15 protein-coding genes, 1 pseudogene and 1 CRISPR repeat array (1 of these 17 cut by a window edge) are annotated in these 22353 nt (G+C 66.7%); of the genes and pseudogenes, 3 read left to right on the top strand and 13 right to left on the bottom strand.

Annotated features, from left to right (window positions below; all coding sequences use genetic code 11):
• Positions 1 to 2316: direct repeats of the CRISPR family, unit length 32 nt; unit sequence GTTTCAATCCACGCCCCTGTGCGAGGGGCGAC (it extends 1668 nt beyond the left edge of the window).
• Positions 2317 to 2499: 183 nt separating this feature from the next.
• The 12 genes and pseudogenes from cas2 to DSX2_RS05580 form a co-directional block, all read right to left on the bottom strand.
• Positions 2500 to 2790: a CRISPR-associated endonuclease Cas2 gene (gene cas2, locus DSX2_RS05635; protein WP_020880192.1), complete on the bottom strand. Its 291-nt coding sequence runs from the start codon at positions 2788 to 2790 to the stop codon at positions 2500 to 2502.
• 2 nt (positions 2791 to 2792) lie between these two features.
• Positions 2793 to 3666: pseudogene (gene cas1 / locus DSX2_RS05630) on the bottom strand (CRISPR-associated endonuclease Cas1).
• Positions 3667 to 3737: 71 nt separating this feature from the next.
• Entirely contained in the window at positions 3738 to 4400 is a 663-nt protein-coding gene (gene cas4 / locus DSX2_RS05625; RefSeq protein ID WP_020880190.1) for a CRISPR-associated protein Cas4, read from the bottom strand.
• A 2-nt stretch (positions 4401 to 4402) separates the two neighbouring features.
• Positions 4403 to 5320, bottom strand: a complete 918-nt coding sequence (gene cas7c / locus DSX2_RS05620) for a type I-C CRISPR-associated protein Cas7/Csd2 (protein ID WP_020880189.1) — start codon at positions 5318 to 5320, stop codon at positions 4403 to 4405.
• A gap of 25 nt (positions 5321 to 5345) precedes the next feature.
• Positions 5346 to 7274, bottom strand: coding sequence for a type I-C CRISPR-associated protein Cas8c/Csd1 (cas8c, locus tag DSX2_RS05615; RefSeq protein ID WP_020880188.1), 1929 nt, complete (start codon positions 7272 to 7274; stop codon positions 5346 to 5348).
• Positions 7256 to 7966 (bottom strand): type I-C CRISPR-associated protein Cas5c, encoded by a 711-nt coding sequence (gene cas5c / locus DSX2_RS05610; RefSeq protein WP_020880187.1) that lies wholly within the window; start codon positions 7964 to 7966, stop codon positions 7256 to 7258. The genes cas8c and cas5c overlap by 19 nt, the downstream gene beginning before the upstream one ends.
• Positions 7967 to 8062: 96 nt before the next feature.
• The gene (locus DSX2_RS05605) at positions 8063 to 10354 is read right to left on the bottom strand and encodes a CRISPR-associated endonuclease Cas3'' (protein ID WP_020880186.1); all 2292 of its coding nucleotides are present in this window, start codon (positions 10352 to 10354) and stop codon (positions 8063 to 8065) included.
• A 163-nt stretch (positions 10355 to 10517) separates the two neighbouring features.
• Complete coding sequence (locus tag DSX2_RS05600) at positions 10518 to 13406, bottom strand: DEAD/DEAH box helicase (protein ID WP_020880185.1); 2889 nt, start codon at positions 13404 to 13406, stop codon at positions 10518 to 10520.
• Between the two features lie 26 nt (positions 13407 to 13432).
• Entirely contained in the window at positions 13433 to 14797 is a 1365-nt protein-coding gene (locus tag DSX2_RS05595) for an EH signature domain-containing protein (RefSeq protein ID WP_020880184.1), read from the bottom strand.
• A gap of 10 nt (positions 14798 to 14807) precedes the next feature.
• Positions 14808 to 15575 (bottom strand): OmpA family protein, encoded by a 768-nt coding sequence (locus tag DSX2_RS05590; protein ID WP_020880183.1) that lies wholly within the window; start codon positions 15573 to 15575, stop codon positions 14808 to 14810.
• A 16-nt stretch (positions 15576 to 15591) separates the two neighbouring features.
• Positions 15592 to 17307, bottom strand: a complete 1716-nt coding sequence (locus DSX2_RS05585; protein ID WP_020880182.1) for a hypothetical protein — start codon at positions 17305 to 17307, stop codon at positions 15592 to 15594.
• 377 nt (positions 17308 to 17684) lie between these two features.
• The gene (locus DSX2_RS05580; protein WP_020880181.1) at positions 17685 to 18881 is read right to left on the bottom strand and encodes a Fic family protein; all 1197 of its coding nucleotides are present in this window, start codon (positions 18879 to 18881) and stop codon (positions 17685 to 17687) included.
• 173 nt (positions 18882 to 19054) lie between these two features.
• Here DSX2_RS05580 and DSX2_RS05575 point away from each other — a divergent pair, with 173 nt between their 5' ends.
• Both DSX2_RS05575 and DSX2_RS05570 read left to right on the top strand, forming a co-directional pair.
• Positions 19055 to 19534, top strand: coding sequence for a helix-turn-helix domain-containing protein (locus DSX2_RS05575; RefSeq protein ID WP_020880180.1), 480 nt, complete (start codon positions 19055 to 19057; stop codon positions 19532 to 19534).
• Positions 19531 to 20271 carry a site-specific DNA-methyltransferase gene (locus tag DSX2_RS05570; RefSeq protein ID WP_152512852.1) on the top strand — a complete coding sequence of 247 codons (741 nt, stop codon included), beginning with the start codon at positions 19531 to 19533 and terminating at the stop codon, positions 20269 to 20271. The genes DSX2_RS05575 and DSX2_RS05570 overlap by 4 nt, the downstream gene beginning before the upstream one ends.
• On the opposite strand, the gene DSX2_RS18235 is transcribed toward DSX2_RS05570, so the two are convergent.
• Positions 20250 to 20681 carry a hypothetical protein gene (locus tag DSX2_RS18235; RefSeq protein WP_152512851.1) on the bottom strand — a complete coding sequence of 144 codons (432 nt, stop codon included), beginning with the start codon at positions 20679 to 20681 and terminating at the stop codon, positions 20250 to 20252. The two genes, DSX2_RS05570 and DSX2_RS18235, sit on opposite strands and share 22 nt — an antisense overlap.
• Positions 20682 to 21674: 993 nt before the next feature.
• Between DSX2_RS18235 and DSX2_RS05565 the strand changes: the two genes are divergently transcribed.
• Positions 21675 to 22337, top strand: a complete 663-nt coding sequence (locus DSX2_RS05565; RefSeq protein WP_020880178.1) for a hypothetical protein — start codon at positions 21675 to 21677, stop codon at positions 22335 to 22337.
• The last annotated feature ends 16 nt before the right edge of the window (positions 22338 to 22353 follow it).

Below are 22353 nucleotides of genomic sequence, written 5' to 3'. Positions count from 1 at the left end.
GCAGGGCCGCGCTGATGGAGCGCAGCGAGGACTTGTTTCAATCCACGCCCCTGTGCGAGGGGCGACTCGGGCAAGCTGGCTTGGCTGTTCAAGATTATCGTTTCAATCCACGCCCCTGTGCGAGGGGCGACGACTGGGACACGGACAGGGGCGTGGCCGTCATGGAAGTTTCAATCCACGCCCCTGTGCGAGGGGCGACCCGAGGGGCTGAGCGTCGGCGGCTCCCTGGACCTGTTTCAATCCACGCCCCTGTGCGAGGGGCGACCACCACCAGCCGCGGATTGCCGTGCAGGAGGTTGTTTCAATCCACGCCCCTGTGCGAGGGGCGACCTCCACGGCCACGACAACAGCCCGATCAAGGACGCCGTTTCAATCCACGCCCCTGTGCGAGGGGCGACCCGCGGTCACTTCGGACTACGGGCTCATGAGCCTGGTTTCAATCCACGCCCCTGTGCGAGGGGCGACGTCGTCCATCCTGCGCGCGGCCCGGGCCGCTGACGTTTCAATCCACGCCCCTGTGCGAGGGGCGACCTACAGGCACGAAATGGCCGACCAGGATCATAGAGTTTCAATCCACGCCCCTGTGCGAGGGGCGACTCGGAGTGGGCCGCACGCAACGTGATCGTGCAGGTTTCAATCCACGCCCCTGTGCGAGGGGCGACGGCATCAAGGTTGTCCGGCAGGGGCTCTTCTCGTGTTTCAATCCACGCCCCTGTGCGAGGGGCGACACCTCGGCATAGCGCACCCGCACCGGGGCAGGAGGTTTCAATCCACGCCCCTGTGCGAGGGGCGACTTGCGGCCAGAGTACAACCGAGCCGCAATTTATGTTTCAATCCACGCCCCTGTGCGAGGGGCGACCAAGCGCGAGTACGTCTCCGGGGCGACCATCCGTGTTTCAATCCACGCCCCTGTGCGAGGGGCGACAGGCGCGAGGACGGGACATGCCTTTGGCTGGACGATGTTTCAATCCACGCCCCTGTGCGAGGGGCGACATCTGGAACGGCCTCAAGGCCGTGTTCGCCTGGTTTCAATCCACGCCCCTGTGCGAGGGGCGACCCGTGCGCGCCCAGGTGTGCGCGGCCGTGGTGATGTTTCAATCCACGCCCCTGTGCGAGGGGCGACTCCGGCCGCCAGGGTGGCCACCTGCAGGCCGACCGTGTTTCAATCCACGCCCCTGTGCGAGGGGCGACCCGGTCGCCAACGCTCGAGGATGCTGCTCCATGCGTTTCAATCCACGCCCCTGTGCGAGGGGCGACACGGCGGCGCGCGTGGCCGTTTTCGTGGAACTGGTTTCAATCCACGCCCCTGTGCGAGGGGCGACGGCCAGCTGGGGTTGTAACCTTTAAGAAGGAAGGTGTTTCAATCCACGCCCCTGTGCGAGGGGCGACGCCGCGCCTCTCGAGTTTTATCTCAAAATCGATAAGTTTCAATCCACGCCCCTGTGCGAGGGGCGACTCCCGGAAATCCGCTTCCGTATCACTGAGGACGGCGTTTCAATCCACGCCCCTGTGCGAGGGGCGACCCCTGTCCATCGCCTCGGGAAAGCCCCTCACGGATGTTTCAATCCACGCCCCTGTGCGAGGGGCGACTGTTCCGGCCCGATTAACGGCCACTGGCAAGATGCTGTTTCAATCCACGCCCCTGTGCGAGGGGCGACTGCGCCGACGCATTTCGTTGGTGGAGTCCTCGTTGTTTCAATCCACGCCCCTGTGCGAGGGGCGACTGTCCGCGATGACGTAGGGCTCGCCGCCGATCTCGTTTCAATCCACGCCCCTGTGCGAGGGGCGACGCGTTTGCCGCGGGAGAGGCATGGCTTTATTCCGTTTCAATCCACGCCCCTGTGCGAGGGGCGACCCCGCGTGAACTGCTGCCCGCCCGCCGTGGAATGCGTTTCAATCCACGCCCCTGTGCGAGGGGCGACCCCGGGCTCGAGTCTCCCGCCATGAGTCAGGTTGTTTCAATCCACGCCCCTGTGCGAGGGGCGACACAACCCCGGTCTTTTCACCGTGGGGTTCTATGTTTCAATCCACGCCCCTGTGCGAGGGGCGACCGAGATCTGCCACCAGGTGAACCACCCTCCGATGTTTCAATCCACGCCCCTGTGCGAGGGGCGACCTCCGTGCGCGCCAGCGCGCGCGATGCGGGCATGTTTCAATCCACGCCCCTGTGCGAGGGGCGACCGCTGGCCTGGGCCTGGACGCGGCGGACCTGACGCAAGGTTTCAATCCACGCCCCTGTGCGAGGGGCGACCACGGCGGCCGCGGGCTCGGTCCTGCTGACCGGGTTTCAATCCACGCCCCTGTGCGAGGGGCGACTCCCGCTCCGGCAAGCCATGATCCGTGCGGCTTGCCGGGGGCAGGTGCGCGAGCGACGCCCGAGCGGAAGCGTTGAGCGCCTCCACGAGCGGACCCGTTCGCCTAACAATCCGATTCTCCATCAATTTTTCCCCGCGCGAACCTCCCGGGATTTTCGTGTCCGCTTGGGGTCCGCGCAGCGCTTCAGACGATGAGATTCCCCTCCTGGTCAATCGGTTTCCTGGCCCCGGCATGTTCCACGCGACGCTGCCAATTTGCGCCGAGGAAGTAAAAGCGCAGACTGTCGTGCTCCGGGTCCATGCAATCGAGAAGCTTGGCGCGCAGGGCCGTCCACTGCGCCGGGTCCACAAGGCACTCGAAGACGGAATTCTGCACGCGCTGCCCCCAGTTCTGACATATCTTGGCCATGCGCCGCAGGCGGCCCGGTCCCTTGGGATCGATGGTGGAGACGTCGTAGCTGACGAGCACGAGCATGGTCACCTCCAAAGGTAGGGCGGATAGGCATCCAGATCGCCGCGCAGAAACCGCGCGAGCAGAAGGGCCTGCGCGAACGGCAGAAGCCCCACGGCCATCTTCTCGCGCAGGAAAGGATGTTCCACCTCGTCCCGCTTGCGCTCCTGCCAGGCGGTGATGACCGTCTTGCGGGCCTTGTCCGTGAGGCTCACCGCGCCGCTGACCACGGTGCTGAAATCCTTGGGACCGAGCATGCCCCGGTTCAGCAGGGTGAGCGTCAGGCGGTCCGCCAACACGGGCCGGAACTCCTCCATGAGGTCCAACGCCAGGCTCGGCCGGCCCGGCCGATCCCGGTGCAGAAAGCCCACCTGCGGGTCCAGCCCCACGCTCTCCAGGGCCGAGCGCACGTCGTGCGCCAGCAGGGTGTAGAGGAAGGAGAGAAGACAGTTCACCGGGTCCAGGGGCGGCCTCCCCCTCCAGCCCGCGCAAGTCCTCGAGTCCTGCGACGAGAGGCAACCGCTGGAGCCGGTCCCCCAGTGCGTCCGCCGCGGCGGACAACGCCGTGGCCTCCGGACGTTCCGGGTGGTCGCGGGCGCTGCGACGCAGAGCGGCGCGGCAGTTGTGCAGCTTGCCCGTCAGGGTCATGCGGGCGATGCCTGCGGAGGCGGCCGGATCGTCCGCCATGCGGTACTGCTGCCGCCTGAGCAGCACGTTGCCGTGCGCGGGTCCCTGCACGCGGGCCAGGAAACGGCCCGTCTCGGACAGAAAGCTCACGCACACGTCTTTCTCGGCCAGATGCGCCATGAGCGCGGGACTCATGGAGACCTGGCCGAAACAGACCACGCCGTCCAGGGTGTGCGCCGGGAACCTGGCCCTGGTTTCGCCGTCCGCACGCACGGCTACGGCCTCTCCGTCCTTGGCCAGGTATGTGCCCTGCGTAGTCACGAACAAGGTATTCAGAAGGGGTTTCACGCATCCTCCTCTCGCCCCAGCGTGCGCTTCAGATAGGCCGCCACGGGAGCCCCTTTCGCGCCAAGTCCTGGCAGGCACAAAGACTTCATGGAGCAGGCCGCGCACTTGGACCGGTCATATACGGCCGGGGGAGTTCGCTCGCTTCGGATCAGCCCCTGCAGGTCCTCGGCCTCGGCCAGGACGCGCGCCCGCAGCCCCGGCTCGAAGTCCACGGCCAGACGGCGGCGGTTCGTGCCGAAGAAGAGCGCTCCGGCGGGGACGCCCGCCCCGAGCATCTCTTCCAGGCACATCCCCTGGGCGCAGAGCTGCACGAGATAGCCGGTTTCGCGCCTGAGCTTGCCGCGCTTGTATTCCACGGGAAAGGGCCGCCATCGTCCGGCCACACCGGGCAGGCGCGCCCCCGCCCCGTCGCGGTGAAACTCCACGCTGTCGGCCACGCCGTAAAGCCCGAGCTTCTTCGAGCGCAGGGGAAGCATGCGGGCGACGAGCACGTCGCCCCGCCTCTCCAGCCGAGGGTCGCTGTCCACCTTGTGGTGCAGGACCCGACCCTCGGCCGTGAACACGCTCTCGACCCAGGCATGCTCCACGTGCACCAGCGCCGCGCGGCGGCGACAGTACAGCAGATGGGCAAGGGCCGAGAGCGGGAGAGGATCGTCCATGGCTACTCCGCGGCCCAGTCCGCGACCGTCACCCCGGCGGGACAGGCGGCCGCGATCTCCGCGAACGACGAGATCGCGTAGTCATCGAAGCCGCGCGGAGATTCCACGCCCTCCTTGCGCGCCACCTTCACCAGGTCGAAGAGCCTGCCTGCCTGCGCGTTGCCCAGGGGCGAGGAGTGCTCGAAGGCGAAGACGCGGCGCGTGCGCATGAGCCCTCGCGCGGCCGAATGGTCCAGGTCGAACATGTTCACCAGGGCCTTCTTGAGCACGGCGAGGTCGTCGGCGCAAAAGCCCGTGCCGCTCGGCCCGCCCGCGAAGGCGGGCGAGATGAAGCCGTGCGCGGCGTAGAGCCCGTAGGCCACGGTGTGCTTGCGTCCCATCTCGGTCTGGGCCGAGGTCTCCGAGGCCTTCTTCTCCGTGGTGTAGGCCACGCGTGTGATGCCGTGCTCCGTGGAGAGGACGCGGTCGAAGGAACGGGCGAAGGTGAGCTGCACCGGGCCGCGCACCTGGCCGCAGTTGAAGTCCGTGGTGCTCATGACCGCGCCGAAAGCCCTGACGTCGAAGAAATTGGCGCACATCCACTCCCGGGCCTTCTCGACGTCGCCGCGCGTGGTCTTGGCGCCCTTGGCCTTGCCCGCGAGCTCGGAGAGATGCTCGTAGGGCATCTTCTGGCGGCTCTCCAGGGAATGGCCCTGCAGCACGAAGACGTCGTAGCCCGGCTCGATCTTCCCGCCCTGCGACTTGGCCGCGAAGACCCATTCGCGGATCTTGCGCTTGAGGCAGACGTCGGACACGAGCCCCTGGAAGGTCTCGGGGTCGAAGCGCGGGGTGTTGTCGAAGTCCGGATCACCGTTGGGATTGCCGTCTTTGACGTCGAAAAGCAGCAGGAAGTCGATGCGGTTGGCGATGGGCGTGCTCATTATGCGTCTCCTTTCGTGGTTTCGGTTAGGGCATGGCGGGGGTGGAATCGACGATGTCCGGAGAACCACCGGAATCGGGAGAGGCCTTTCCCGCCTCCTTGGCGGCCTTCGCCTCCCGGGCCTTGCGCGCGTTATCGGCCTTCTGGTGGTGGTAACCGATGACGAAGCGGCCCTGCTCCTCGAGGCTCAATGCTGCGGGGAAATTCCCGCAGGCGCTCTGCCCGATGCGCTTGACGAGCGAGGTGATGCACTGCTGCAGGGCAATGCCCGCGGCCTTCTTGTCGCGCCGCAGCCGCTTCAGATGGGCACGGCTCAGATCTTCCAGCCGCTTGAAGGCCAGAAGAGGCCTGGTCGAGGCCATGGCGTAATAACGGTCCCCCACGGTGACGTTGACGTCGCCCAGGGCCTGGTACTGCAGGGCCTCGTACTCGGCGAGCAGCTGGCCGCAGAGGTAGGCGGCGTCGTTCTGGTCGTTGTCCAGGCATTCGGCCATGACTGGCCCTCCTTGTTTGGTTTTCGCGATGTCGTTCACGCACAGCCGCACGATGGCCAGGCGGTCCGCGGCCAGACGATTGTCTCCCTGCTCGCGGCGCAGCCGGTTCAGGGCCGCGGCCAGGATCGAGCGCCCGAGCGGCAGACCGTGGAGCGCCCGGCGCATGAGCGCGAGGGAGGGGCGGGCGTTGACCTTGTCGCTCGGCTCGCGCCCCGGCGGGCTCACGGCGTAGAGAAGCGCATAGATCGAGGGTGGCCGGGCGCGCTCACCGCCCTTGAAGACGTCCGCCATGGCCAAGTCGGTGAACCATTGCCGGACGTTGTCCGTCACCTGCTCCAGGCTCTCCGGATACCAGTCGCGCACCACGAGCCGGCCTCCGTTACCCGAGACGGCCAGCAGGTAGAACTCGTTGCCGCGTCCGGCCAGGCCGTGCGGCATCTGCGAGGGATGGTGCGGCGTGTCCAGGAGCCGTTGCACGTTGTCCGGATCGGGCGCCTGCAGGATCTGGATGGGCAGAGCGTCCGTGGGGTCGCGCGTCCAGTAGAGGAAGGCCATGCCGCCGTAGTCCGAGCGCATGTGCAGGCTCACGCCGCGCGACATGCCCCTGCGGTGCGCGCCCGGCCGCAGGAGATCGTTCAGGGCCAGCACGTAGGCCGAGGCACGGCCGGGGCTCACCGGGCTGTTGGCGTTCTTCTCCCAGCCGTAGGAGCGGAAGGCGGCTTTGTCGAAGGACATGAGAGCCACGCCCGCGGCTTGGCCCCCCAGGCTGCCTGCGCCCTTGATCAGGCCATGCGTCACGGCCAGGGGGCCGTGCTCGCCGGAAACGAGACACATGCCCTCCCCGCCCTTGGCATGGCGCTCTCCGGAGGCGCGCTCGAAATGGGCGGTCCAGTAGCGCCGCACCGCCGGGCGGTCGACCACCGGTCCGCCGGGATCGTCGCTGTCCAGCTGCTCGGGCCGCACGCTCAGACAGGCCAGGGCGCCGGGGGGCGGTTTCAGCGCGGCCACCTCGGCCGCCGCGCGCTCCACCACCTCCGGATCGGCATAGAAGGCCGCGCAGGCGGCAAGGGACGGGTCGCCTGTCTCCTCGGCCACGGCGCGGACGAACTCGACGAAGCCCGCGTGGTTGCGTCCTTCCTTTTCCTCCTTGCCCTCCGCGGTCCAGACGCCCGGCCTCGGCCCGAGCAGATAGGGCAGGGCGTCGCAGCCCAGCAGCGGATGCACGCCGCTGTTGCGGTTCACGGGCGAACGGGGCACGCGCAGCGTGTCCACCACCTCCACGCTCTTCTCCTTCTTGCCCACGAGCCGCGTCTCCTGGCGCACCCGCTCGCGGATGCCGTGAAAGCCTCCGGCGTCGTCAAGCTCGATGAGATAGCGCACGGGCTTCTCCTCGAAGGCGATGGCCGCAAGATCGTCGGCGAGATAGCTGTCCGCGTAGGCGGCTAGTGCCTGTACGAGCATGCCAGCACCCTCCTACGCAACGCCTCGTCGGCAACGACCTCTTCCGCGCGCGTCTCCATGCGGCCGTTCGCGAGGCGGGCCTGGAAGAAGACCGGGGTGTTCCCGGCCTCGGGGTCGAAGATGATGTCGTAGAGCATGCGGCCGAGGTCGCGGCTCTCGGCGATGGGCCTCTCGGCCGGGTCGGGCGGGCAGAAGTCGGCCGCGAACTCGCGGCAACCCAGGCAGGGCCGGATGTGGCACTGCCCCTTCTCCACCCGCCGGGTGAGCATGGCCGCGTACTTCTGCGGCGTGTTGTCCCCGGAGCCGTCGAAGACCATGGGCTCGGCCTCGATCACGTAGGCCACGTCCTTGAGCGCCAGGGTGGCGCGGGGCGTGCCCTCCTCGCTGCCCGCGCCGGCGGCGAAGGGAACGTAGCCAGCCGGGTCGGCCATCCAGCCCGTCACCCCGGTCTTCCCCTTGACCGTGACCTTGGACTGCACCTCGTTGCGCCGCAGCGCGATGGTGCGCACGGGCCTGAGTACCTCGATGGCCCGAACATGCCAGCGCATCTGCGGCCGCCAACAGATGCTGTCCAGGATTCCCCGCGCCGCGGAGGGCGTGGGCAGGTCGTAGCTCATACGCTCGACCTTGGCCTCGGGCCGCGTGAAGCAGGCCAGCGGACCCGAGACCCTGACTCGGACGATGGGTGCCATGTGCATCTCCTTGAGGTTATGGACCGAAATGCAGAAAGGTTCGTGAAAAGCCGAGGGAAGGCGACGAGACGACATCGAGAGATGGGACGCGGGCGATCAAAAGATGTGCTCCTCCGCGTCGGGCGGCCGCAGGTCGAGCCCGAGCTCAGGATCGTAGCAGCTCACCCGGCAGGCCCAAAGACGTCCGGCATCGTCCAGGGGATAGATCGTTCCCAGGCCCTCGGCCGTTCGGAACTCGTGCGGGTAGAGCCCGACCTGGTGGCGGCCCGCCAGGCGCATGAGCTCGCGCGTCGGCGGCTCGCCGCGCGCGAGGCGCGCGATGATGTCCGCGCCTTCGCCATGGGGCACGAGCACCGAGCGTGTGCGGTCGTCGATGAGCGCGAAGGCCTCGGAGACCGCGGGAAAGTCGAGCTTCAGCCGCAGCCCCTGGATGCCGGGGCCGTCCAGGTCGCCCTGGTAGAGCTCGTTGAAGTAGCGGCGCATGACCGCGGACGAATGAAGCGACATGCCCTCGCGGCCGAGCATGGCGCGGGTGATGGAGGTGGGGCCCGGATAGGGGCTTGCGCCATCCTCGGGCTCGAAGACCGTCAGCCGTCCGGCCGGAGCGCCCAGGGCGGCGGTCAGCAGGCCGTCGCGGTCGCAGCGTCCGGCCGCCTGCACAATGGCGTCCAGGGGGCCGAGCGCCCGCAGCACGGCCGGAAAGCTCAGATCCACCCCGGCCTCCACGAGCTGGGAACTGACCACCCGGCACGGCTCGTCCGTGGTCCGCAGATGCTCCTTTATCCGCCGGATGACCGTGAGCCTGTGCGCCGCGCACATGCGCGTGGAGAGATGCACGAGCCAGCCGTCCACCCGCTCCCGTAACTGTTCGTACAGTTCGCGCACCTGGCGCTTGGTGTTCAGGATGCACAGGGCGCGCGGCTCCGCGAGCACGGCCTCGGCCTGCCGCGCCACGGACCATGTCTCGCCCTTTTGCGGCCAGACCGGCTCGGCCACGCGGCGCAGATCGCGCACGAGGCGCTCGTGCAGATCCGGTGGGACGATCGGGACGAGGCTGCCGGGTTCCCAGCGGCCGTCCTCGGACGGCGCGGACGCGGGCCGCTCGAAGGCGGGCTGCGTGGCCGTAGAAAAGACGAAATGCACACCCCAGTCGCGCGCGAGCCCTTCCATGATCGAGAGGAGCGGTGTCAGCAGATGGCGCGGCAGGGTCTGCACCTCGTCGAGGACGACCACGGAGCGGGCAATGTTGTGCAGACGCCTGAGGTCCGACGGCCGGTTGGAAAAGATTGTCTCGAAAAAGCGCACGGAGGTGGTGACGATGACGGGCGCGTCCCAGTTCTCCCGCGCAAGGGTGCGGGCACCGTCGTCGTTTCCGAGATGGGCGTCCTCATCCTCGGACGCGATGACGTAGGCCTCGTCGCCCTCGTTCTCCGAGAACGCATGCGGGTCGTGCGCGCGCCGCACTGTGCGCAGGCATGCGAAGTCGCCGGAATGGTGCTCCAGGACGGCGTCAGCTCCGAGGGCCGCGCGGTATTCCGCCGCGTTCTGCTCGATGATGGACAGGTAGGGCACGACCACGATGACACGGCGCACCTCGCCCGCCCGCAAAGCAGCGCGTCTGAGGGCGAAAGCCATTCCGGAGAGGGTTTTGCCGCCTCCCGTGGGCACGGCCAGCGTAAGCAGGCGGCCAGGCAGCGAGGCTGAGGCGAGGCAGGCGTCGAGCACGGCGGCGCGGCAATCCTTCACTGTGCCGGGCGGGCACTCTCCGGCTTTTTGAGAAATGTGGGCGAGGAGGCTGTCGAGCAGCGCCTGCGCGGCGAGCGCAGGCCCGGTCGGCAGCGCGCCGGTCTCAAAGCGCATGCAGTCGCTGCGGTCGGCGTCCACGAGGCAGCTGAAGAGCATGCGCTCGCGCAACTCCAGTGCAAGTCGGTCTGTCGCGCCGGGGGAGGAGGCGGGGACCTCGCGCCCGGCGAGCCGCAGACCGTCGGCCCGGGCGCGCAGCAGGAGCTCGCGACCCATGTCGACGTCTTCAGGGCGCACCTTGTTCATGAAGTCCGATGCCGCGTGCAGCCCCGCGTGGTGCCCGAGGACGGCCAGAGCCTGGTCCCACGCCGCGGTCCCGAGGGCCCCCGCGCCGAAGACGGCATGGGGCGCGGCCGCGGCCGGCCGGCCCGCCTCGGCGTCATGCAGCCGTTGCTGAAAGGCGTCCCGGTACTTTCCCAGGTCGTGCGCGAGCCCCGCCCTGCGAGCAGCCCGGATGAACTCCCCATCCCCCGGCCGCGCCTCTCGCGCGAAATCCGCCGCAAGCCGCGCGACCATCAGCAGATGTTCGCGCAGCCGCTGCCGTCGTATCCGCTCCCCTTCTCCGACGAATCGCGCGTGGTACATCGGTGCTTCTTCGGATGTTGGAGGTACTAGACCACCTTTATATCAACCATACGAAAACGAGTAGCGCATACGGTCGCCGCCTTGTCAAGCCGACCGATCCCCGTGTGCCGTGTCGTGGAAGATGAAGATCATGCCTGGTGGACCCACATGGATACCCGGCATCTCAGGCCGTGGGCTCGCCATCCGGCTCCACGACCGCATGCAGCAGACCGGCCAGATCGTCGGCCGTGGCGAGCGGCGAACCGAGCAGACCATGGCTCAGGCGACGCTTGCGCTCGAGAAGCTCGTGCAGCTTGACGTCGAAGCTGGCCTCGCCGAGCTCGGGGTGGATCGCCATGGGATAGTGAACCGTCACCGCGCGATGCTGCCCGATGCGGTACGCCCTGTCCGTGCACTGGTCCTCCACGGCCGGGTTCCACCAGCGGCTCAGGTGGATGACATGGGTGGCGGCGGTGAGGTTGAGCCCGACTCCGGCCGCCCGGGGTGAGAGCAGGATGGCGTCGAATCCCTTCCGCGCCTGGAATTCGTGCACGCGCTGCTGCCGCAAGGCGCCCGAGACCTCTCCGTTGATGACGAGCACCGGGCCGCAGCCGAGGCGCAGCCGCAAGAGCTCGACCAGGACCTGCTGCATCTCCTTGGACTCGATGAAGATGAGGGCCTTCTCTCCCTGCTCCTTGATCCGGGAAAGCAGCCGGAACATGCCCTGCAGCCGGGCCGAGGCGTTCACGAAGGCGTCCGGAGCGGCGCCGTCCCAGGACGACATGTAGGGATGCAGGGACACGGTGCGGATGGAGTGCAGCGCCTTGAGGACTGCCCCCGGCCCGTCCGCATGCTGCATGGCCGAGACGATGACGTTCTGATAGGCCGCGGCCTGCTCCGGGGGCATCGGAATGCGTTCGATCTCCTGTCGCTTCTCCGGGCGCTCGGCCCAGTGCGTCTCCTTGTTGCGGCGCAGCAGGCTCGGAAACGCCGCGGGCCGTGCGAGTTCGGCCTGGAGGTCCCGAAGCGCCCGCTCGTCCGGACCGCCCTCGGGCATGTATTGCCTCATGAAGGTGCGCAGGGAGTCGAGCCGGCCCGGGTGGGCCGCGTCCATGATGCACCAGACGTCCACCAGAGTGTTCTCCACCGGCGTGCCGGTGAGCGTCAGGGTGAATTCGGCCTTGATCGACTTGGCCATGTCCGTGGACATGGCCCTCGGGTTCTTGATCTTCTGGGCCTCGTCGAAAACCGCAGCCCCCCAGTGGACCCCCGTGAAGGTGATGATCTTGTCGCGTAAGGTTTCATAGGTGGTGAGCACCACGCCGCCGTGGCCGAGTTCGAAGGCGGCGGCCCGGGCCCCGCGCCCGACAAGGCCGCGCAGCTCGCTCCCATGCGCTCGGATGAGCTGGCCGAGCGCGCCGGGGATCAGGAACTTCGCGATCTCCTCTTCCCAGTTGCGCAAGAGCCCCGTGGGGGCGACGATCAGGAACGGCCGGGCCTCGGCCATGCCCGCCTGCTGCTGGTTGCGTATCCAGCTGAGGAAGGCCAAGGTCTGCAGCGTCTTGCCGAGCCCCATGTCGTCCGCCAGGAGAGCCCCGGGCGAGGCGTGCCGCCAATGCTCCTGCAGCCAGGCCAGCCCCTGCTGCTGGTGTTCGTGCAGACGGACGCCGTCGTGCAGCGAGGGCTGCGCCTCGGCCTCCGGGCGCAGCCCCCCCGCCTCCAGGTGGATGCCGAGCTCCTCGATATGGTCGAAGATGATCGGCACGTCCTGGCGTGGAGAGGGTTCGTCCGGCTCGGGTTCCGGTTCACCACCGGAGCCGAACATGCGCAAGGCCTTGCTGACCACCCGAGCGCTTTGCGCCGAGGCGGCCACTTCCTGGCCTTTGAAAGTGACGGTCGTCTTCCCGGCGTCGCGGGCATCGTCGATGCGCACGGCCAGATCGTCCAGATCGGCCGGCGCGACCTCGATCAGCGTTCCCGCTGGTCCGATGGGCATGAGCAGGCTTTGCGGCGGCGCCTCGTCCGGGAGCCACTGCCCCGCAGGCGGCTTGACGTAGAGTTCGGCCTTGGGCAGCCAGACGCCGAGGTAGCGCACACGCTCGCTCAGAAAGAGCGGCGTCTCCTGGAAGATCGAGGCGACCACCTCGTCCGTCACCTCGCCGTAGACATCCTCCAGACGGCTCCTGATCGCCGCGCGCGGGTTGCGCAGGAACTCCCGCTTGCGCTCCTCGCTCTCGCCGTTGACGCGGTGCACGACCTCGAGCGCCGTGCGCACGGCCGGCGGCAGGACCACGAACCAGCCCTGCCCCAGGACGTAGCGTCCCCCGGGCTCCTGCTGGCGGGCGAAGCGCTCCTGGAAGCTCGCGCCGACCACCGCCGGAAGCACATCCTCGTGCGCCGCGTTGCCGTCCTCGCTTTCCACGGCGCGCACGAAGCGCGGAAGGACAGACAGCCCGCCGGGCGCGGCGACGAAATCCAGGCTGAATGCCTCGGGCCGCACGGCGTGAACCTGACGCAGGAATCCTTCGAGCCCGACGTCCGAGGGCAGCATGTCCGCCAGGCGGCTCCACCACAAGAAGCGCTCGTCCATGTCACGGATGGGATCGCGGCGGTAGGCGTCGATGCGCTGCACGATCGTATACAGCGGCTCGGGCAGAAGATGTTCGCGCGCACCGTGGCGCAGGAACACGCCGTCGCGGATCGCACCGGAAGCGGGTATGCCGTTGTCGTAGACGAAGCCGTACTCCAGGCTGAATGATGGCGAGGACAGCGTGCCTCGTGCGACGACGGCGAGCCGCACGGGCGCAGGCCCGGGCAGGCCGAGTCCGGCGAGCTGCCAGGGCTCGAGGACGGCGAGCGCCGCGTCGGGCACGACCACGGATGTCCCCCCATCGTCCGTGGTTGCTCTCTCCTCGTCCACGAGCCCGAGCAGCGTGCCCAGCGCAGCGGCCCGACCATTCGGCAGCTCGGCGGATGCCCGCCACCAGGCCGCAAGAGGCAACGGCGCGTCCTCTTCCGAACAGAAAAAGCGCACGGCCTCGCCCTCGCGCCGCCACTCAAGCCGGATGCCCATGTCTCCCCTCCCGTGCGTGATGCGCCTCAAGGCCAAGTGATGCCGGTGCTGTTCCGTATGTACCTGGCCACCCGGTTCTGCCAGCGATATCTTTCGGAACCGTTGTGTATGATTTTCTCGTCAGGCGTGCCTCGCAAGCTGGCAGCGCCGTAAGTGAGTTTATAAAAATCCGGGGTGACTCCTGTCGGCGTCAACCAGATGCGGCAGGCTCCCGAATGGCTCCATTCGGCGATGGTCAATCCGCCGATGCGCATGAGGAGGACGGATTGGGTGCCAAGAGCGCCGACGAGCTCCCCGTACTCGCCATCGAAGGCTCGCTTCGCCAAGCTCCGGGCCTTGCTGCCGAGCGCCACCCAGGCCTCCGTGATGACCCCCTTTTGCAGGTAGGTCCGCCAGAAATCCCGCCGATACGTCCAGATGGGGTCGGCCGTGGCGGTCAGGATGCGGAAGAAGTCCTCCAGGCTGTTCTCCACCAGCCAGCCCTTGATGACGGCCTTCGCCTCCTCCGGCACGCCCTGCCAGCCGCGCGACACCATGCGGGGATCGCCGAGCCGCTTCAGAAGGAAATCACGCACCCGGTCCTTGTATGACAGCGGGACCCGGCGGCGGGCGAAGGGCATGAGCAGCCCCTCGGCGACCTCCCTGGCCAGGGGAAAGCGCAGGAGTTCCTCCGATCCCGTTCCGATCGGCGCGGCGAAGGCGAACAGCCGCTCGAGCGGCGCGTCCGCCCGGCCGTCGTCCATCATCCTCGCGACATGGGCAAGCAGGCCGAGAAACGCCTGCTCGGCGAATCGGCCCGTGCCGAGGTCCCCGTTCAGCCCCATTGCGTCCAGGAGCTCGGAGACCGGCGCGGCGTCGGCCGCCAGCCTGCGCCAGACCCGTTCCGGGCCGTCGTTCGCGAGCAGGCCGAAATCCCGACGGCGCGCCTGCCAGAGGTGCAGCTTCGGCGAGTCGGACGACGCGAGCCGCTCGTTCAGGAGCGCAAGCCAGTCGGTGAACGTCGCCAGGGTGCGCGGGTAGTGGAGGAGGAGGGCATGCAGCAAGGCGAGGAGAGGACGGCAGGTGCTTTGCGGCGCGAGCCAGGCGGCGTATTCCTGTGCGACTCCCGGCATCGCGGCCAGATAGCCGGGACGATTCGTCGGATAGCTGAAGAGGACCCACGGAGCCAGGCGCAACGCCCTTCGTCCGGCGGCGCGGACCGTCCCGTGGGAATCCAGGGCGCGGGACAGCTCCCTATAGATCTCCTCGAGCTCGAACGGCTTGGGCGGGGTGCTACCTCCGCCCTGCAACTTTTTTGCAACCTCTCGTTCCGCCCGCCCCATGGCCACGGGCGTCGCGGGGCAGCGGAAAGGCGGCGGGCTCCAGCCCAAGAGCGCGTTCCTGAGCGCCACGGCCGGTCCCTCAGTGTACGTCCGCGCGCGGCGCGGCGAGGAGGAAGCGCAGGTCGATGCGCCGGTTCTTCGCGTCCGCCACCGGGGTGTCGTGCGGAATGCGGGGCCGCGTGTCCGCATAGCCGCTGACCCCGAACAGCGGTGCGCCGTCCTGGTTGACGAAGCGGGCGAGATCGGGCGTCCGTTCGAGCATGTGGCGGTAGGTCACCACCGCGCGCTTGGTGGAGAGGTCCCAGTTGTCCTGGATGCCGCCGCGCGAGGACATGGGCACGTTGTCCGTGTGCCCCTCGACGAACACGGCCTCGAGCCGCCCGGGCCTGTAGGCCCCGCCGCACGAGACGGGGGCTGGCGCGTCGCGCGCCCCGGAATAGCAGGGCAGCACCTCGGAGAGGCGGTCGGAGAGCACGTCGAGACTCCTTGCGCCCTGCGCCGGCAGCGCCGCGCTGCCCGAGGCGAAGAGCACGTCCTCCGGGATGTGCAAAAGCCCCTTGTCCTCGTCTATGGAGACCTCGACCCCGGCCGTGTCGAGGCTGCGCTTGAGGTCGCGCAACAGGACGGCCCGCGCCTCCCGGGCGTCGGTCAGCTCGGTGTACTTCTCCTGCAGGTTCTCCTGCTCCTTCTTGGCGTCGATACGCTGCATGTTGAAGTTGATGACGAAGACCATGAGGGTGATGATGAAGATGAAGAGCAGCCCGGACATCATGTCGCTGACCGAGACGAGATAGCTCCCCTCCTCGCCGACGACCGTGCCGCTCTCGTTGTTCCCGCGCCTGGCCATGCGCCGCCTCTCCTAGTTATGAGCGCCGCGCGGATCCGAGCGCGTCGGTGAGGTCGGTGATGGCCCCATCCAGCTCGCTGACCGCCGAGGCGAGCCTGCCCGTCACCTTCTCGGCCTGACCGTCAAGGGAAGACATATACTGACCAGTGGCCTCGGCGAATCCCTTGAGACCGTCCTGCAGCTTGCCGAAGACCGTCGCCAGCGACTCGTCCACCGCCTCGAAGCGCTGGGCATAGCCGCCCCACTGGCGCTCCAGCAGCTCCTGCGTGCCGCGTATCTGCTCCGACGCCTGACGCAGGGCGTCGGCGGATGCCTCTGTCCTGCCAGCCGCCTGCACGAGCGCGCCGTTCGATGTGGTCAGCGAGCCGGCGGTCTGGCGGATGGAGTCCACGGCGGACGAAGCCGCCTGCTGGAAGTGCTGCAAACGATCGAGAATCCCGTTCAACTCCCCGAGCAGGCCGCGCGTCTTGTCCGCGGCGTCCCCGCTCGCCTGGCCGGATTCACGCACCCTGTCGAGGGTGCCCTCCATGGCCGAAACCGCTGCCTGCATGCGTTCGGCCGCCTGTCCGAAGGCAGCCGTCAGATCGCCGTGAAGGAGCTGTCCGGCCTCGCGCACCGTGTCGCCGAGGCTCGAGGTCGCCTCGGCCACTCCGGCAGCGAACTGCCGGCTGCTCTTCTCGTATGACTCCCCGACCTGCGCGGCCATGCGGCCCGCAGTCTGCTGCATCTCGGCCTGGGCGGAGCGCATGCCGTCCAGCAGGGGGAGGAGCGTCTCCTTGAGTCCGGCGAGCGTGCCGGACAGCGCCTCCATCTCTCTTCCCGCCGAGCCGGTCATGGTGGTCTTGAAGCTCTCCACGACGTCCCGCAGCAACGCTTCGGTGCTGTCGCTACGCTCCGAGCGCATGGCCTCCACCGACTGCGCCAGTCGCTCCAAAACCGGCACGAGGCTCCCGCTCATGCGCTGATCGAGCGCATCGGCGATGTTGACCGCGACCTCGGTGACGAATGTCTCCAGGTGCTCTGTCTGCTTGCCGAGCTGCTCGAGCTGCCGTGAGGCGAGGGATTCAGGGGTCAGGCGGACGATGCGCTTGTCCAGTTCCGTGTTCCAGGTGGCGATGAAGCGATGGAGCTTTTGCATCGTCCGCTTCTCATAGATGGAAAAAGCGATCGAGGTGATGATGCCCACGATCGACGTCCAAAAGGCGAGGGACGCGCCTTCGAGAAGCTGCTGGAGCGCATGTTTCAGCAGGGTGGGATCATCGGACGCCAACCCTTTGCCAGCCAGATAGATGCCGCAGACGAGCCCGGCAAACGTGCCGAGGATGCCAAGGCCGGTGAAATAGTTCGGGAGGGCTTTATAATAGTGAAGGTTTATTTCTCCATTGACGACCGTTGATTCGTTGAAATGGCAGCAGGCTTCGTCGGTATTGCATATGTAGGGGCTCGGTTCGGTGGGCCCGGGCATGACCAGTGTTTCGGAAAATTCCTTCCACGAGTGGCCGATCAGTCCATGAGCGGATGCCCACTCCATGAACTCCTGGTAGACCGCCGCGAACCCATGTTGGTCGGGCTGCTCCTTGATGTGGGCGACGGCCTCTTTCAAAAGGCGTATCTTGGGGTTCATCTTCCGCGCGAAGGCAATCCAGGACAAGGCACACCACATGGCGATCGAACCGCACCAGAGACACGACCCCCACGAACTCGTCATGAATTGCGCAATGGCTGCTATCATGCCCTCATGCCCCCTCTCTGAATCCGTCACCAGTCCATGCGGCTTCACGGGCGTTGAACGGATGCGCCATCACCAGAAACCGTGAGCCCCGACGATGCATTTCTCGCTTGCCGTAGCGAAGCAACCGACCTGTCTAGACGAGACGTATTATGGAGCGGAAAAGTGCGTTTTTGCCCTCCCCCTCACGAATGGCCGATAGCAGTTTCCGCCAGAGATGGCGAGGCAGGGGAAACCCTACCTCGTGATGGGGGGATACGCAGTATGCAAAAGCAGCCCGAGATGGGGCGATCTCCCCATGCCTCTCCGCGCTGAAACATACGTCGGAATCGGGATCGAGAGCTCCGAGCGACGCAGCCCCTTCGTATTAGCGAGCCGACTCACGCCGGGCAGAGTTTCGGGAAGTAGTCCTCGAGCACGTGGCTCGGCAGGGCGAGGGTGAGGGGGGCCTTGTGGTGGGCGGTGCGGAGCAGGCCGTCGTCGAGCAGGGCGCGGACCACGTCGCGGGCCTTGCGCTCGGAGGCGTGGATGATGCCGGGCACGGCGGACTTGGCGAGCTCGCCCTGCTCGAAGGCCTGGGTGAGGATGGCGGCCGCTTCGGGAGGGAGCTTCGGACGACCGGGGACCTCGCCGCGGCCGCGGGCCGCGCAGTAGCGCTCGATGTTGCCGCGCACGGCGTCGAGGGCCAGGGTGCGCTCCATGAAGGTCGCCTGGTCCAGGGCCGTCTCCAGAAAGAAGCGGCAGAACGCGGCCAGGGCGCGCTCGCTGAGCGCCCCCCTGCCGTCGTAGTCGCCCCGGCGGGGGCTGTCCGCCTGGGCCAGGGCCTGCTTGTAGGCGGCTTCCTGGCGGGCCAGTCCGCGGCTCATGGTCCACAGGCCGTAGCCGTCCAGCCCCACGCGCCTGAAGAAGGCGTGCGTGACCATGCGCGCCACGCGGCCGTTGCCCTCGAGGAAGGGGTGGACCCAGAGCAGCCGGTGGTGGCTCGCGGCCACGGCGAGAAGGCTCTCGTCGCCGTGCAGCCTGGTGGGATCATAGGACTCGGCGAGGCGGTCCATGAACCTGGGAAGGACTGCGGCGTCCGGCGGGACGTGGCGCATGATCCGGACGTTCTGCGTGCGCAGCTCGCCCGGCACGGTGACCGCGCTGCGCGAGCCGTCCTGCGTGGACTGCAGCAGGAATTCGTCCGGCGCGCCCGCAAAGAACAGGCGGTGGACCATGCGGACGAAGTCCGGTGCGCAGACGTTCGTTTCCGGCTGCTCGTCGAGAAGCCGGTCCACCGCATCCTGCGCCTGCACGTGCAGCCTATGCAGCACCTGCAGGTCGCGTGTGGCCGCGTCCTGCGCATAGTCCTCGGCCAGCCCGCGCTCGATGTCGAGCAGGCTGGTGCGGTGGCCCTCGATGAGGTTCGAGTAGTAGCTGTTCACGTTGCGCAGCACGGCGGCCAGGGTGCGCGCGGTGACGGGATGGAGCCGCCCCGCCAGCCTGGACGACGCCTTGTAGACGTCGAGCGACAGGTCGCGCAGCTCGCTCGTGGCGCGGGGGAGCATGGGATCCATGGCGGATGGCGCAGAGAACATTGCCGGAATCCTTGCCGAAAAGATTATATTTCAACTTGCTGTTTTTCTTTGCTGTAGCATCAAAAGATAAAACGCAACAATCTTTTTTATGCCGGATTATATGCCGGAATAATCCCCTAACTAGTTGGTTGATAGCTTTACACCAACTAGGGTGTAAGAATACGCTCATCCCCATGAAGAACGCACAGCAGAAACTTCATGAAGAATTCGGCCTGTACCTGCGGCTCGTACGCACCAAGAAGCGCCGCTCCATGAACGACATCGCCGGGAAGCTGGGATTCACGAACACGAACTTCATTTCCAGGATTGAGCGCGGGGAAGCGCCCATTCCGATGGACCGCATCCTCCAGTTCGCCGAAGCCTACGGCCTGCCGGAGAATGAATTCTTCCGTCTGGCGGTGGCGACGACACATCCTGACATCTACGAGGCGTTCATCAATCTGCTGAAGCACGACGAGGAGATGGCCAAGGCGGCCGCGCGCTGCCACTCGACCAGGGATCAGACAAAACGGGAGACGCAGGAAGCGCTGCTGCACCCGGGGCTGAAGTCCGCAGCCCTGAAGACAATGCGCGACTTCATGCGCGATAATCAGGATCTGCTTCCAAAGGGCAAACAGTCGAAGAGACCGCACTTCACCAAGGTTGACGAATGATGGTGAGTCGGAAAATCCGCCGCGCCTTTGTCCATGAGTGCGGCGAGAACGGGACCCGATGCTGCGAGAACGCGTTTTCCTACCTCGAATGCATGCCGCCGCACGAATTCGATGCCATCATCACCGACCCGCCCTACCAGATCGGGATTGCTGGGCAGAAGTGGGATTCCAAGCCGCTGCCCATCGACTGGCTTGCCTACCACTTCCACCGCGTCCTGAAGCCTAACGGCAACGTCTTCGTCTTCTGCAGCGATTTCCAGTTCGTGCACTGGTACACGGAGCTTTCAAAGTATTTCACTAACCTGCGCAAGTACGCGTGGTGCCGCAGCAACCCCATGGGGTGGATCAAGGGCCGCTTCATCGAGAGCTTCGAGCTGGGGCTCCACGCCTGCGGCCCCGATGCCTATTTCGACAAATCCAGGCCGTACAGGAACCACAAGGTCACGGGGACCTGCGCCGGAAGGGAGCGGATCAAGCCCGACGCAGACGAAGAAAAAGGCAAAGGGAAAGGCCAGAGATCGCTGCACCCGACCCAGAAGCCCCTTGAGCTCATCGAGGAGCTCGTGACGGCGCTCACGGACATGGGGCATCTGATCCTGGACCCCTTCTCCGGGACGGGAACGTTGGCGGAAGCCGCCACGAAGCTTGGACGCCGGTATGCAGTTGTCGAGTTCCAGTACCGCTATCACAGGGCGGCAAGCCGCAGGCTTAAAAATCATGACTTGAAGTCGACGTAGCGGGACTTTTTTTGCCTGACAATCAATGGACAACGCTGTGATGGATTGATGGTATCGAGCATGCATGCATCGATTTGACTTTTATTTTCCCACGGTGTATATAATATCTGAACGTAAGATTCCTTTACGCACAAGTACCAATCCCAAATCCGCAGTTTTCGTCCTTGCCTTAGGGCATAGACCGCAACTTCCAGCAATCGCCTGAAGTCCCTTCGCAGCTTACGGCTGTTGGATAATCCGACATCGTCGCGCCGTGCGCGACTACCATAAGGAAGATGGAAGGAAACAAAGGAAACTGAAGGAAACCACCAAGGAAAGAAGAGTCCGAAGGAACCGATCTCGCCGTTTCCGCGTTCTGCGGGAGCCAAGGCCGCCGCGCGGCCCGTTCGTACCAGCACCACTTCGTCCATCACACCACCGGCCATGGCCGGAACCTGAACAGCGGCCCGCCACGCCGCTCTATGTCCACGATAAAAGATGCCACACACAGCAGCTCGGGCCCGCGTGAGCGGGTGACCGGGTGTGCCTGTCGGGGAATCCGCCTGCCAAGCGGATGAAAGACGGGCACGGGTAGCGCCGTATGCGTGGAGACGCGCTCGTGCGGTGCGACCGGGGCTGGCCGGAGTAATCCTCCCCTGCCAGGGAGCGTAATCCCGGCCTTCTACCGGATGGGTCCATGGAGATGGGCGACCGTAGCGGTCGTCGACGAAGCAGGTGGAAAGCCTGTCCAGGGGGCGTGGGGAAACTGCGCAACCTGGCCCGGACGGGGAGCCATTCGGCCAGCGATGGCCGTCTGCCGCTATGCGAACGCGGCGCCCAGGCGAAAGCCAGGGGCGGTGAAGAGCTCAACCGTTCAAGCGCCTGTCGGAGCGTCCGCAAGGACGGGACCATGGCGCAACCGGGTAGGTGTCTGGAAGCGGATAGCCCGAGAGGGTGGCCCGAGTGGGACGACGTTGGCAGGGAGCGGTAAGCGGGGTTTTCTATCTTCTTCCCGCTGAAATCCAACAGGGAAAGTATGGCTGCCGGGAGGCGGCGCATACCCTGACCAACCGACCGACCGGATCCAGACTTTGACGTCGACGATGCAGACGGGGAACCTGTGCGGCTGTCGCCTTTAGGCGGGGGCCGGTCGTAGCGGACCGGCAGCAGGCCGCACAGGGGGAGCGTGGGACGATGAGAAGTTTTCCCGATCCGCTGGGCAGCGGAGAAGGAAGCGGCGCAGGTCGGCAATCTGCACGAACGCCGCCTTCGAAAGTCCCGACCCTTGCTGCGTGTGATCTTTTCGTTTCCAAGGCCAGGCAAGCGACCACGAGTCAACGGAGGGGGTGGCACCCCTCCGGCTTGCCGGGCCGATGGAAGCGAGGCCGGGAGGCCGCGCTTTACATCACGACCGGGAGGTCGCCATGAAGCGCATCGCGGACCAGGACGTCCTGTATCTCCTGCAGTATCTGACCACCAATCTCGTCGCCCGGGGCTACGTCAGGCACAGCCTGACCATCCTGCCCCACAAGAAACACGACACATGGGACGGCATCATCCGGCGAATCGCGGACAAGTACCGCACCCGCCGGGGCGAAAGCATCTTCGGCCTGTCGCGCGACCAGCGGGCGCGACGCAAGCAGCAGGGACTGCTCAATGCTGCCCTGGTCTGGTGGCACGACCGGCTGTTCATTCTGGCCACGCAGGGCCGCGACGACGTCGGTCTTCTGGACGGCGAGCGGCTTGCGGCCTGGCCACAGAACAGGGTGCGTATCGACGCCGGACCAGGGCATGTCTTTGAGATCGTCGGGAAGGACGGCCGGGCGACCGTGGGCCTGTCCAAGGACTGCTTCGCGGCCAAGCGAGCCTATTTCGAGGAGCTGGCCGTGCATGCCCCGCTCGAGCGCCTGGCCGCGGCCTGGGAGACGGAGGAGCGGCTGCTGCCGTCCTACGCCGGGCTGTTCGCCCAGAAGCGCAAGATCGTCCGCGCCCTGGTCCATGCGGCCAGGCAGGCGGGGCGAAAGGACGTTGGCCGGGACAGATTCGTCATCGGCTCCAAGCGGCTGATTGCTGCGCCGAGCGTGTGAAGTGAAGCAGAAGGGC

It is taken from the genome of Desulfovibrio sp. X2 (assembly GCF_000422205.1).
Lineage (GTDB): Bacteria > Desulfobacterota > Desulfovibrionia > Desulfovibrionales > Desulfovibrionaceae > Alkalidesulfovibrio.
Note: the sequence above shows the minus strand (reverse complement) of the source record. Positions and strands in the feature narration are given on the sequence as shown.